At 63.7% G+C, this 12,564-nt stretch carries 11 protein-coding genes; 3 read left to right on the forward strand and 8 right to left on the reverse strand.

Features of this window, described 5'->3' with window-relative positions; genetic code table 11:
• Window positions 1-33: 33 nt before the first annotated feature.
• Window positions 34-720, forward strand: a complete 687-nt coding sequence (locus K3146_RS10865; RefSeq protein WP_221546301.1) for an NnrU family protein — start codon at window positions 34-36, stop codon at window positions 718-720.
• Here K3146_RS10865 and K3146_RS10870 read toward each other — a convergent pair whose 3' ends face one another.
• The 8 genes from K3146_RS10870 to rpe all read right to left on the reverse strand — a co-directional run bounded on the left by K3146_RS10870 (window position 721) and on the right by rpe (window position 9,936).
• Complete coding sequence (locus K3146_RS10870; RefSeq protein WP_221546302.1) at window positions 721-1,518, reverse strand: crotonase/enoyl-CoA hydratase family protein; 798 nt, start codon at window positions 1,516-1,518, stop codon at window positions 721-723.
• A complete protein-coding gene (locus K3146_RS10875; protein ID WP_221546303.1) occupies window positions 1,515-2,333 on the reverse strand; it encodes an alpha/beta hydrolase in 819 nt (272 codons plus the stop codon). Before K3146_RS10875 ends, K3146_RS10870 begins: the two co-directional genes overlap by 4 nt.
• Window positions 2,330-4,252, reverse strand: a complete 1,923-nt coding sequence (gene dxs, locus K3146_RS10880; RefSeq protein ID WP_221546304.1) for a 1-deoxy-D-xylulose-5-phosphate synthase — start codon at window positions 4,250-4,252, stop codon at window positions 2,330-2,332. Before dxs ends, K3146_RS10875 begins: the two co-directional genes overlap by 4 nt.
• 74 nt (window positions 4,253-4,326) lie before the next feature.
• Window positions 4,327-4,794 carry a Fur family transcriptional regulator gene (locus K3146_RS10885; protein ID WP_221546305.1) on the reverse strand — a complete coding sequence of 156 codons (468 nt, stop codon included), beginning with the start codon at window positions 4,792-4,794 and terminating at the stop codon, window positions 4,327-4,329.
• Window positions 4,795-4,830: 36 nt separating this feature from the next.
• Window positions 4,831-5,511, reverse strand: a complete 681-nt coding sequence (gene msrA, locus K3146_RS10890; RefSeq protein ID WP_221546306.1) for a peptide-methionine (S)-S-oxide reductase MsrA — start codon at window positions 5,509-5,511, stop codon at window positions 4,831-4,833.
• A 227-nt stretch (window positions 5,512-5,738) separates the two neighbouring features.
• Window positions 5,739-7,325: a bifunctional phosphoribosylaminoimidazolecarboxamide formyltransferase/IMP cyclohydrolase gene (gene purH / locus K3146_RS10895; protein ID WP_221546307.1), complete on the reverse strand. Its 1,587-nt coding sequence runs from the start codon at window positions 7,323-7,325 to the stop codon at window positions 5,739-5,741.
• Window positions 7,326-7,333: 8 nt separating this feature from the next.
• Window positions 7,334-9,277: a heparinase II/III family protein gene (locus K3146_RS10900; protein WP_221546308.1), complete on the reverse strand. Its 1,944-nt coding sequence runs from the start codon at window positions 9,275-9,277 to the stop codon at window positions 7,334-7,336.
• Window positions 9,274-9,936, reverse strand: coding sequence for a ribulose-phosphate 3-epimerase (gene rpe, locus K3146_RS10905; RefSeq protein ID WP_221546309.1), 663 nt, complete (start codon window positions 9,934-9,936; stop codon window positions 9,274-9,276). Before rpe ends, K3146_RS10900 begins: the two co-directional genes overlap by 4 nt.
• A 143-nt stretch (window positions 9,937-10,079) precedes the next feature.
• Between rpe and K3146_RS10910 the strand changes: the two genes are divergently transcribed.
• Both K3146_RS10910 and K3146_RS10915 read left to right on the forward strand, forming a co-directional pair.
• Window positions 10,080-10,361, forward strand: coding sequence for a PqqD family protein (locus K3146_RS10910; protein WP_221546310.1), 282 nt, complete (start codon window positions 10,080-10,082; stop codon window positions 10,359-10,361).
• A gap of 211 nt (window positions 10,362-10,572) precedes the next feature.
• Window positions 10,573-12,459: an asparagine synthase-related protein gene (locus tag K3146_RS10915; protein ID WP_221546311.1), complete on the forward strand. Its 1,887-nt coding sequence runs from the start codon at window positions 10,573-10,575 to the stop codon at window positions 12,457-12,459.
• Window positions 12,460-12,564: the final 105 nt, after the last annotated feature.

A 12,564-nucleotide genomic window follows, 5' to 3' on the forward strand; every position in this document is an offset into this window, starting at 1 on the left:
TACTTAATTAGCAATCGAGACGAGGAGAGGTGCGTGGAACCCGCATTGCAATCGCTTGTAGCCGCCAGCCTGGCATTCGTCGGGACCCACTTTGCCCTTTCCCATCCGCTGCGGGCTCCGCTCGTGTCGCGGATCGGAGAGAACGGGTTTCGCGGGCTCTACTCACTGGTAGCGCTGGGCACCTTCGTCTGGATGGCTCTTGCGTTTCGCGAGGTTGGGCCGGGCGGTACTCCGTTGTGGAACGGGATGGGCGAAGTGATCTGGATTATCGTGACCATCATCATGCTGCTCGCCTCGGTGATGTTGGCCGGCTCGTTCATCGGCAACCCGGCCCTTCCCGCGCCGGGTGCAGCGCAGATGGCAGAAAGCGGCCCCCACGGTGTCTTTCACGTAACGCGGCATCCGATGATGTGGAGCTTCGCCCTATGGGCAGCCACGCATATCCTGGTCAGTCCGACCCCTCGGCAATTCGTTCTTGCGGGGTCGCTCGGTTTCCTCGCGCTGGTCGGCGCGCATATGCAGGATCGCAAGAAGGAAGCGCTGATGGGCGAGGCCTGGGTGCATTGGGAGGCGAAGACGAGCTATTGGCCGCGCCTCTCCGGCCTTGCGAAAGCCAGTCCTGTTGCATGGCTGGGAGGAATCATGATCTGGCTCGCTGCGACCTTCGGACATATCCACGCAAATGGCATTCCGGCAGGAATCTGGCGGTGGGTAGGCTAGCTACTTTCCCCTGAAACTGGGCGCGCGCTTCTCGATCAGCGCGTCCACGCCCTCCATGTGATCCTGCGTCGAGTGCATCAGCGCCTGCGCATTGGCTGCCATTTCGAGCGCGCCATCATAGCTTGTCGAGCGCCCCTGCCGCATGAGATTCTTCGCCTGCCTCAACGCATGAGGAGGCATGGCGGCGACCTTCGCGGCCAGTGCCTTTGCTTCGTCCATCAGCGCATCATGTGCGACAACACGGCTCACCAGTCCCCAGTCGAGCGCGGTTGGCGCATCGATCACATCGCCGGTATAGAACATTTCTGCCGCGCGCGCCTCGCCGATGATGCGGGGCAAGATCCACGTCCCGCCATCGCCCGGGATAATGCCGAGCTTGAGGAAAGTAACGCCGAACTTCGACTTCTCGCTCGCAATGCGCATGTCAGCCAGACATGCAAGATCGCAACCAAGGCCGATCGCCGGACCGTTGACCGCCGCAATCAGGGGCACGCGCAGCGAGTAGAGCGCGCGCAGGATCTTGTGGATGTTGTTGCGATATCCATCGGCGATTTCCGGTGCAGTGCCGCCGAAATTGCCGGTCTTCTCCTTCATCGCCTTGATGTCGCCACCCGCCGAGAATGCGCGGCCTGCCCCGCTAAGAATGACGCAGCGCACATCCATGTCGGCATTGATGGCGTCGCAGGCTTCGACGAAAGCGTCGCCGTCGCCTGCTGCCCCCAGAGGGTTCATGCTGTCGGGGCGGTTGAGGGTGAGGGTGGTGACGTGATCGTTTGTTTCAACGGTAAGCAGGCTCATGGTTTGGCCCCTCCGGCTTCGATATTCTCCAGGAATGCGAGCACCGCCTCTTCGGCTTCGTCATGCCAGGCAAGATCATGGCCCTTGCCTGAAAATACCACCAGTTCCGCATCGGGGCGCAGTGCAGCAAGCTGTCGCGCGTGGGCATCGGGGATCAGCGTATCCGCGTCGCCGTGCAGGATGAGCACGGGGGCATCGACCTTTGCGATCTTTTCGGCATTCTCGTAGCGCGAGCGCAGGAGAATGCTTGTCGGGACCCAGCGAACCTTCTCGGCGGCGAGCTGGCGAAGGCTGGCGAAGGGCGAGATGAGGATTAGCGCCTTGGGCGCATGTTCGCTTGCAAGCTGCGTCGCAACGCCGGACCCGATCGAGTTGCCGATCAGGATCATGCTTTCTGCAGCGACCCCTCGCTCGGCCAAGAAACCCAAGGCTGCGCGGCCATCCTTGTAAAGGCCATCCTCGCTAGGACTTCCGGGATTTCCCCGATAGCCGCGATATTCGGCCGCCAGCACACCGTAACCGGCTGGCACCAGTCGGTCGGTGGCGACAACGCTCGACACCCAGTCCGCGCCATTGCCATGAAAGTATGCGATAGTCGGCATACCAGGCGCGGCGGCACGGTATCCTGCGGAGATATCGAGGCCGTCAGCAGTGCGATAGGTGACCTGTTCAAAGCCATCCGTTGGCGGAGCGATAACGCGCGGAGCAGGATAGATCAGCCGCTCCTGCTGGCTCCAGAGGAGCGCGAGCACCCCGATATAGGATATCAGCAGAAGTCCGAAGAACCACATCGTCCGGCGCACCGCCGGGCTCAAGCGCGCGCTTCCTCCACTCCTGCACTGTTGTGCCGCAGCGCGCCTAGCACCGTGTCGACGATATGAGGCGCATTGAGGCCTGCCTCGTCATACTGTTTGGCCGGATCGTCCTGGTCCTGGAAGATGTCGGGGAGGCGCATGGTGCGGACCTTGAGGCCAGTATCGGTCAGGCCTTCATCCGAGGCATAGGTCAGCACGTGTGCGCCGAGGCCGCCGATGGCGCCTTCCTCGATCGTCACCACGACCTCGTGGCTGCGCATCAGCTTCTCGATCAGCGCAGTGTCGAGCGGCTTGGCAAAGCGCATGTCGGCAACGGTGGTCGAAAGGCCCTTGGCCTCGAGCTGGTCAGCGGCCTTCTTGGCCTCCTCGAGCCTTGCGCCGAGCGAAAGTATGGCGACCTTCGTGCCCTCGCGCACGATCCGGCCCTTGCCGATTTCGAGCTTCTCGAGAGTCTCGGGGATCTCGACGCCGGTACCCGCGCCGCGCGGATAGCGGAAGGCAATCGGGCCGTCGTCGTATTCGGCGGCGGTATAGGTCATATGCGCCAGTTCCGCCTCGTCGGCGGCGGCCATTACGACCATGTTGGGCAGCGTGGCTAGATAGGTGATGTCGAAGCTTCCGGCGTGTGTGCAGCCATCGGCCCCGACCAGTCCGGCGCGGTCGATGGCGAAGCGCACGGGCAAGTTCTGGATCGCGACGTCATGCACGACCTGGTCGTAAGCGCGCTGGAGGAAGGTCGAATAGATCGCGGCGAAGGGGCGCATGCCTTCCGCGGCAAGGCCGGCGGCGAAGGTTACGCCATGCTGTTCGGCAATGCCCACATCGAAGGCTTTGTCCGGATGCGCCTTTGCGAATTTGTCGACGCCCGTGCCCGAGGGCATGGCGGCGGTGATGGCGCAGATGCGCGGGTCGTCGTTGGCGAGCTTCGCCAGCGTCTCGCCGAACACGTTCTGGTAGGCCGGTGGCCCTCCCGAACTTTTCTTCTGTTCGCCCGTCACCACATCGAACTTGGCGACGCCATGATACTTGTCGGCGCTGTTCTCGGCGGGCGCGTAGCCCTTGCCCTTCTTGGTCACGACATGGATCAGGACGGGCCCCTGCTCGCTGTCGCGCACGTTTTCGAGCACGGGGATCAGGTGGTCGAGATTGTGCCCGTCGATCGGGCCGACATAGTAGAATCCCAGTTCTTCGAACATGGTCCCGCCGGTCACCATGCCGCGGGCATATTCTTCCGCCTTCTCCAGACCGCCCCATACGCGGCGGCCAAGCTTCTTGGCGATGCGCGAGGCCATCGACCTGAGGCCGAGATACTCGCTCGAGGATACCATCCGCGCGAGATAGGCCGACAGCCCGCCCACCGGCGGTGCGATCGACATGTCGTTGTCGTTGAGGATGACAACCAGGCGATTGCCCGCCTGTTCGGCATTGTTCATCGCCTCGTAGGCCATGCCGGCACTCATCGCGCCGTCGCCGATGACGGCAATGCCGCGTCCGGGCTTGCCCTGCATCTTGTTGGCCATGGCAAACCCGAGTGCCGCGCTAATCGAGGTCGAGCTATGCGCAGCGCCAAAAGGATCGTATTCGCTTTCCGCGCGCTTGGTGAAGCCCGACAAGCCGCCGCCCTGACGCAAAGTGCGAATTCGGTCTCGGCGCCCGGTCAGAATCTTGTGCGGATAGCACTGGTGCCCAACGTCCCAGATCAGCTTGTCTGTCGGCGTATCGAAGACGTAGTGGATCGCGGTGGTCAGCTCGACGACACCGAGACCCGAACCCAAATGTCCGCCGGTTGTGCCGACGGCATCGATCATCTCCGCGCGCAGCTCGTCGGAGAGCTGGCGGAGCTGCTCTTGCTTCAGTTTGCGAAGGTCGGCGGGGGTATCGACCGTGTCGAGCAGGGGCGTCTTGGGGCGTTCACTCATACGAATGCCCTACACCGACTTTTCCGAACTGTCGATGAACGGTTTACCGACAAAAATGCACGCTTTGGCGCAGGTCAGGCAGCGCAATCGTCACACAATCCGCGCAATTCCACCACGGGGCGGACATCGGTGAATCCGGCGTCCTTGCCTGCTTCGCGTAGCGCGCCAGTTACGCGATCGTCGTCGATATGCATTGCCTTGCCGCAGTCGTCGCAGATCAGGAAGATGCAATCGTGGCGGCATCCCGGGTGGGTGTTCACGAGATAGGCGTTTGCGCTTTCGATCCGGTTGGCAAGGTTTGTGCGCACGAACAGGTCGAGGATACGATAGACGCTGTTGGGCGCCACGCGCTTGCCGCGCGCAGCTGAGAGGTTGTCGGCGATGTCATATGCTGAAGCAGGCTTCTCGTGCCGCGCCAGCTCCTCGAAAACGGACTGGCGCATGCCCGTCCATTGTTCGCCGGCATCGGTGAGCGTGAGACGGGCCGCGTCGATAAGCGCGTCGCCCGAATGTTCCTTATGTGCGTGTGCGTGTCCTGCCATGGGCGAGAGGTAAGCTCGCCCGCGCGCCGGCGCAAGTCAGTCGCGGCGGAATTCGGCGCGGTAAAGCGAGGGGTAGAGCCGCTTCAGCGCCGCAACCTTAGGCGCGTCCCACCGCACGATATAGCCATGACGCGGGTTCTTGGCGGCGAAATCCTGGTGGTAGGTTTCTGCGGCATAGAACTGGCGCGCAGGCTCCACGCTGGTGACGATTGGCGCATCCCACAGGTCGGTACGCTTGAGCTGTGCGAGGTAGGCAGTCGCGACCCGGCGCTGCTCCGCGGAAAGCGGGATGAGCTCGGCATTGTAGTGCGGCCCGCGGTCAGGGCCCTGGCGGTTCTTCAGAGTCGGATCGATCACGACCGAGAAGAATATGCGCAGCAACTGGTCATAACGAACGACGTTGGGGTCATAAGTGACTTTCACCGCTTCGACGTGATCGGTGATGCCAGAGGAAACGAGCTTGTAATCGGCCTGCTGGCGTGTGCCCCCGTGGTAGCCGGAGACGGCGCTGGTCACGCCCTTGGTATGGCTGAAGACGGCTTCGACGCCCCAGAAGCAACCACCTGCAAAGATCGCGGTCTTGAGGCCGCTGCCCTCCTGCGCCTTGCGAACGGCGGCCGGCGCTTCGACCACCTTCTCGGCGGCGAGGGCTGGCTGCTGGCAGGCGCTGGTCGCGGCGAGCGCGCCTGCGGCAAGGATGAGGGCGAAGCGCTTCATCAGATGATTGCGGCGACTGCCGAGACGATTTCCGCGCCATTGGAGAAGGCGACGATCACTGCACCGGCGAGAAATCCGATGCCGAAGTTGCGATAGAGGTCGGGGCTAAACAGGTTCATGACAGGTCTTTCGTAGGAATATCCCACGTGGTTACACGTCACCCAATTGCAACGTGCTGAATGCGATGGTTGTGAACGGTTCAGCCGATCAGGCGAACCGGGAAGGCCTTAGTGCCGGAAGTGTCGCATTCCGGTAAACACCATGGCGAGATTCTGCTCGTCGGCCGCAGCGATCACTTCCTCGTCGCGGATCGATCCGCCCGGCTGGATTATCGCGGTTGCTCCCGCTTCGGCTGCGGCGAGCAGGCCATCGGCAAAGGGGAAGAAGGCATCGGAAGCGACGGCGCTACCAACAGCCCTGCTCTGCTCCCAGCCATACTTTTCGGCAGCCTCTGCGGCCTTGATCGCGGCGATACGCGAGGAATCGCGGCGGTTCATCTGGCCCGCACCGATGCCAGCGGTCGCGCCGTCCTTGGCATAGACGATGGCGTTGGACTTCACATGGCGCGCCACGGTCCAGGCGAAGAGGCAGTCCTTCAGCTCCTGCTCGGTCGGCTCGCGCTTGGTGACGACCTTGAGGTCGGCCTCGGAGATCGCGCCGTTGTCGCGCGTCTGCACGAGCAGGCCGCCGGTGATCGGCTTGACCAGCAGGCCGCCGCGGCGCGGATCGGGCAGGTCGCCGGTGACGAGGAGGCGCAGATTCTTCTTCTTGGCGAAGGCCTCGCGCGCCTCGTCCGAGACAGAGGGAGCGATGACGACTTCGGTGAAGATCGCGCAAATTGCCGCGGCGGTTTCGCCGTCGAGCTCGGTGTTCACGGCGACGATGCCGCCGAATGCCGACACGCTATCGCAGGCTAGCGCTTCATTCCAAGCCTCGATCAGCGTCGAAGCTTGCGCCACACCGCAGGGGTTGGCGTGCTTGATGATGACCACAGCCGGTTCACCACCGGCGAATTCGGCGCAGAGTTCGAGCGCTGCATCGGCATCGTTATAATTGTTGTAGCTAAGCTCCTTGCCCTGCAGCTGTTCGGCCTGCGCGATGCCTTTCCCGTGCGGGCCGGCAGGCGTGTAGAGCGCGGCCTTCTGGTGCGGGTTTTCGCCATAGCGCAGCTCGACGGGCGACTTTCCATTCACCGCCAGGAATTCGGGGAACAGCTGCTGCTGGTCGGCAAATGCGAACCACTGGCTGATCATCGAATCGTAAGCAGCGGTGGCTGCGAAAGCCTTCGCCGCGCACTTGCGGCGGAAATCGAGGCTGGTTGCCCCAGTGGCTTCCAGCTCGCCGACAAGCGTGTCGTAATCCGCGGGATCGGTGACGATGGTAACAAACTGGTGGTTCTTCGCCGCGCTGCGCACCATGCTCGGCCCGCCGATGTCGATATTCTCGATGATCTCGTCGCGCTCGGCGCCGCGCATCACGGTTGCTTCGAAGGGGTAGAGATTCACCACGACCAGATCGATCGCGCCGATCGCGTGTTCTTCCATCGCCTCGGCGTGTTCGGGATTGTCGCGTACGGCGAGAAGGCCGCCATGGACCATCGGGTGCAGCGTTTTCACGCGACCGTCCATCATCTCGGGAAAGCCGGTGAGATCGGACACGTCCTTCACCTCGAGGCCAGCTTCGCGCAACGCGCGTGCCGTGCCCCCGGTGGAGACAAGCTCTACACCCTTGGCGGCCAAAGCCTTGCCCAGATCAACCAATCCGCTCTTGTCGGACACCGAGAGTAGTGCCCGCTTGATCGCCACGTCAGTCACAGGAAAATTCACCCCATACGTTTGAGCAGCCAGGGGAAGCGTTCCCCGCTGCGCGCGGCCATGCCTTCGACCACGATCTGCTGCACGCCATGCGGACGGCCCTGGCCGTCGGCCCAGAGCGAATCCTCCAGCGTGCAGTGCGCCTCGCCGCTAGTCCCTGCGAGGCGGAATTGCCAGTAGCTTGAATCGGGCAGCGCCAGGTGGACGCCGCGTCCGTCCTCGGTGAGCCGGGCGTCGATGCCGCGTCCGAGGTGAAAGCGTATGGCAAAGCCGATCTTGCCGCGCTTGCCCTTGCGGGTGGACGGTTCGAGTACATCTTCGCCGCGCAACTCGGCGCCGCTTTCGGAAAGGATCAGTATCCGTCGATGGATCAGGCCGTGCCGCGCGGCATAGCCATTGTGCGACGCTTCGAACCGAGTCGCCTTGCGCGCGCCCTGCTCTACCATGCGTCGGGTGAAATCGACTTCCTCGACCCCCTTGCCGATCTGGCCGTTGAGCAGGACGGCAGTAGAGTTCGCCTCGTCGAGGACCAGCGTCGAATGGGCCGATGTACCGCGCAGCCCCTGCTCGATCCGGGCGGGAACAAGCGCGCCGGCGAGCTCCGCGCCGCCGCAGTTGACGATGATCCGCTGCGGGCCGTGAGAGAACTCGAAGGCAAGCGTCGAGGCACAGCCGTGGCGGGCATGGCGGGCCTTGGGCGGCGGCGAGGCATCCATGACCAGCACCGCCTCGCGCGACCGGACCCGCTGGTAACCCCAGTGGCGCGCATCGAGCATCGGGCGGGCACGAACGCCGCTCGCGGTTACAAGTGCATCGAGCGCGGGCTCCGCCAGGACAGCGCTGCCCTGCCAGCTGCCGAGGCCGCGATCTCCCATCCGCAGCGAAAGCAGCGCCGGGACCAGCAGGCCGAGCATCGCCGCGAGGGCCGGTGGCGGATCGCATTTCACCGCCTGGTAGCAAGCGCGCAAGTCGATCAGCAGGGCGATGGCCTGCGCTTGGGCGGTCGGGCTGCGCGAAAGGACACCGCCATCATCGCTCACCAGTTCGCCGAGAGTGCGCAGGAGCCCGGCTTCACCATGGAGGCGCCGCGGTTTGCCATCGGTCATGAGCAAGCCCGCTGCGACGATCGACACCCAGCCGGTGACCTGCGCCAAGCGGTCCTCGCCACTCGCGACTTGCCGGTCGAGCCAGCGCGCTGTGGTCTCGATCGCTTCGAACAGCCGCTCCTTCAGCTTCTCGCCTTCGCCCGAAAGGAGGACGGGCGCATGGACCAGCCAGTTCAGCAGGCGAAGCCCTGCAAGCTCGACATCCCAGGCAGGGCCCTTGCCGGGCTCGGGATTCTTGTCGAGCCAGGCCTTGAAAATCCGGATTGAGGTATCGGCGCACTGGCCGCGCGGCGCGCACGAAGACAGGTCTCGCATCCAGGTGAAGCCGTGGACGGCCCGCGCGAAAGGAGGTGTGAGCTTGGAGGGCGACGCGAAATCGAGCTTGCCGATAGGCGCTTTGAGGCCTGCGACCTGGAAATGCCCAGCCCTTAGCGCCATTCCCACAGCCCGGTCGCCCGCGAGCGGGGTTTCGACCATGGCAACCAGGCGCGGCTTGGCAGGCTTTCTCAGCGGCGCGACGATGAAGGAAGCGGGCACGCCCATTCGGTAGGCCCAGCGCATCGCCGTGTTGATCGGCCCGTCATTGGGCAGGGCGAAATCGGCGGGGACAAGCGCGCGTGCCGGTTCCAGCGGCTCGGGATCATAGACGGGTTCGCTACCCTGCTCCGGTTCGACATGCGGCTCGGGAGCGGCTTCGACCTCTTCTTCTTTCAGAGGGTCTTCGACTTTCGACTCCTGCGCGTCGACAAGCGGCTCAGCCTGCGCGAAGAGCGGCAGCGCGACCTGCATCTCGTCCCGCGCACCCTCGCGCGCCACGTCCAGCAGATCGGCGCGCCCCTTGGTCATCCCCGCCCTTTCAGCGCTGCGATGTTCGCTGCGTATTTCTCCGGTCCGCCGCGGAAGGTTGCCGAGCCCGCCACGAGCACATCTGCACCGGCATCGATGCAAAGCGGGGCGGTCGTGGGATCGACGCCGCCGTCGACTTCGAGGCGGATGTCCTTGCCTGTCTTGTCGATCATCTTCCGGATCGCTTCGATCTTGCGCAATTGCGAATGGATGAAGCTCTGCCCGCCGAAACCGGGATTTACGCTCATCACCAGCACCAGGTCGACCTCCTCGATCAGATAGTCGAGCATCTTGGCGGGCGTGCCCGGATTGAGCACCACGCCTGCCTTCTTGCCGAGATTGCGGATCGCCTGGATCGTGCGGTGGATATGCGGACCCGCTTCGGGATGAACCGTGATGATATCCGCCCCGGCATCGGCGAAAGCCTCGAGATAGGCATCGACCGGGGAGATCATCAGATGGACGTCGAAGGGCTTGTCGCTGTGCGGGCGCAGCGCCTTCACCACGGCCGGGCCAATGGTGATATTGGGCACGTAATGCCCGTCCATCACATCGATATGGATCCAGTCGGCCCCTGCTTCGTCGACCGCGCGGACTTCCTCTCCCAGCCGGGCAAAATCGGCAGAGAGGATCGAGGGGGATATCAGCGGGGCAGTCATGATCTGCGCGTGAGCCTTGGGACGGGGTGGGCCTGGATGCTGCCGAATTACCCGTCCCCACCGCATCTCCACAAGATTCTCCGCAGGCTTATCCACGAGCGGACGGGCTTGGATTGCCTAGCCTGCCACGATAGAGGCTTCCCATGACCGTCTTTCGCAAATGCACGGAGAACTTTGTCGCCACGCTGGTGGATGATGAGGTGTTGATCGTCGATCTCGATGGGGGCGAGCTGTTTTCCCTATCCGGCACGGGCCGGGCAATCTGGGACGCGGTGGACGGCAGGCGGAGCGCCGCGGAGATCGCAGAGATCCTGGCCGAGGCACATGCAGGCGATAAAGCGGATATCGAGACCGATGTTGCCGCATTGCTGGCCGAATGCGAGTTGGCAGCGCTTGTGGAACCGGTCGGACAGGCAGCGCTTTGACGGCAGTCCAGCCTCTGCTAGAATGCAGCAAAAGGACGCCCTTCGATGAGCAAGAAACCAGAAGTCGCAAAATCCGCCAGGCAGCCGTGGACGAAGCCCGAGTTGAAACGGCTCGGGACAATTCGCGACATCGCGGGGCCAATCGGCTTCGGCACACAGGCGGGCCCCAACGCACGCTCCTGACGCACAAGACGACGCGTAGCCATCTACCATGATCGCCGCGATCCGGTGCATGGGCGGGCTGGCCCCCGAGGCCAGGAGATCGATTAGCCAGCTATTGGCCGATCATCCGTCACCAATCCCTGCTCACGCCGCGATCCGGAATTTCGAATGCTGGGGTGCGAAGCTCGATCCCGGAAACATAGGCGCGACGCTGTTTTTCGGGCGGATCGACAATTTCAGGGATACCGCGCACGCACTAGGGCTATCCCCGGAAAGCACACCGGTCGAAATCTACTCGCGCGCGCTCGGTCATTGGGGCGACGAAGCCGACCGCAAGCTTGTCGGCCACTACTCCGCAATTACTCTCGAAGGACCCAATCAGCTACGCCTCGTTCGTTCGCCGTGGACAGCGCCGCCGCTCCACTTCGTGGCAGGGCAGGAGATAACAGGCGCATCCCCGCTCCTCTCGGCGCTCTTCGCGGCAGGCGTGGAAAAACGGATCGACTGGGACCATCTCGTCGACCAGCTCGCCTTCGATCATCATGATTGTGAGCCGGTGGGCTGGTACAAGGGAATTGGCCGTGTGCCCCTGGGCTCCCGCATCAGGATCGATGGGTCGGATTGGACGCTCGATCGCTATTACGATCCCGTCGCAACGGAACCCGTGTGCTTCGATCGCGACGAAGATTATGTCGAGCGTGCGCAGGAACTGCTCGACGAGGCTGCACGCGTGGCACTGACCGGGGTAGAGAAGCCCGCAATCATGTTGTCGGGAGGGTTGGACAGTCCGCTCGCCGCCGCAGCGCTGCTGCGCGAGATGCCAGAAGGCGCGACGCTGCACAGCTTTACCTTCGGGCCGATACCCGAATGGGACGGCTACTCGCCGCCCGGCACATTCGGCGAGGAGCGTGAGCGCGTGCGGCGCTTTGCCGCGATGCATCCGCAGATCGAGCCGCATTTCCCCGACCCCGTTGCGGGCGGTCACGACCACCGGCTGCGCGACCTTCTCGCCCGCACCGAAATCGGAACGGCAAACGTCGCCAATATCGGCATATTCCATTCCCTGTTCGAGCAGGCGAAGGCTGCGGGCTGCGACGCCATGCTGACCGCGCTGCATGGCAATTTCACTATCAGCCTCGACGCGGGCTGGGCGGCAGCCGAGGCCCTGCGGAGCGGGAGGCTGGCAAAGGTCAGGCGATTGCTCGCCGCATCGGCCGAGGACGAAGAGGCGCACTCGATCTTGCGCAGGTTCCTCTCCCAGGCAGTGCTACCCAACCTCCCGGAAAGCGTTCAGCGCGCAGTGCGGCAACAGGTCCATCCCGAGCGTTCTGCGCCTGTACCGCTCGCCTCGCTGCTGAGCGCCGGAACCGCGAACGCATGGCGCAAGAGGTCGACGAAGCGCGGCAGCCGAACGGTATTCGAACGTCCGACAATTCCAGCCAGCCGGGAGGAGGCGATCCGCCGGATGTGGGCCAGCGCCGATAGCGGCGAGGATATCGACCTCGGCATGGAGCGCCTGCACGGAATGGCTCACCGCGACGTTACTGCCTATCGCCCGCTGTTCGAATTCTGCCATGGCCTGCCCACCGACCAGCTGCGCCGCGCCCATGTCGACCGCTTCCTCGCACGACGAATGGCAAGGGGCATGATGCCCGAAGAGCAGCGGCTCGAGACGCGCCAGGGACGGCACAATGTCGATTGGCACGCGCGTATGACCGGCCGGAGAAGCGAACTCCTGGTGCAAGTCTCGGCACTCCGCGCCCATCCGGAGCTTTCGCGCATCCTCGACCTTGATAGGCTCGACCGGTTGCTGGTCGATTGGCCGGAAGAAATGCCACGCGCCCTCGAAGACCGCATCCCGCGCGAAATCGGGATCACGCGCGCGCTGACCACCGCCGCTTTCGTATCCCACGTCGAGAAGCGGAACGACTTCTGATCTCGCCCACAACTGAACGCCGAATTCAGGCGCAATTCAGCGCAAAATGCTAGGAGGGCACGCAAAGATGGGCGGATCGACCCGCCCCATGGTAACGCAACGGGG

It is taken from the genome of Qipengyuania vesicularis (genome assembly GCF_019711415.1).
Taxonomy (GTDB): Bacteria; Pseudomonadota; Alphaproteobacteria; order Sphingomonadales; family Sphingomonadaceae; genus Qipengyuania; species Qipengyuania vesicularis.

Coding starts and splice junctions, on each gene's coding strand:
- dxs (WP_221546304.1), bottom strand. CDS start 4,252: ATGAGTGAACGCCCCAAGACGCCCCTGCTCGACACGGTCGATACCCCC.
- msrA (WP_221546306.1), bottom strand. CDS start 5,511: ATGAAGCGCTTCGCCCTCATCCTTGCCGCAGGCGCGCTCGCCGCGACC.
- K3146_RS10870 (WP_221546302.1), bottom strand. CDS start 1,518: ATGAGCCTGCTTACCGTTGAAACAAACGATCACGTCACCACCCTCACC.
- K3146_RS10885 (WP_221546305.1), bottom strand. CDS start 4,794: ATGGCAGGACACGCACACGCACATAAGGAACATTCGGGCGACGCGCTT.
- K3146_RS10900 (WP_221546308.1), bottom strand. CDS start 9,277: ATGACCAAGGGGCGCGCCGATCTGCTGGACGTGGCGCGCGAGGGTGCG.
- K3146_RS10910 (WP_221546310.1), top strand. CDS start 10,080: ATGACCGTCTTTCGCAAATGCACGGAGAACTTTGTCGCCACGCTGGTG.
- K3146_RS10915 (WP_221546311.1), top strand. CDS start 10,573: ATGATCGCCGCGATCCGGTGCATGGGCGGGCTGGCCCCCGAGGCCAGG.
- rpe (WP_221546309.1), bottom strand. CDS start 9,936: ATGACTGCCCCGCTGATATCCCCCTCGATCCTCTCTGCCGATTTTGCC.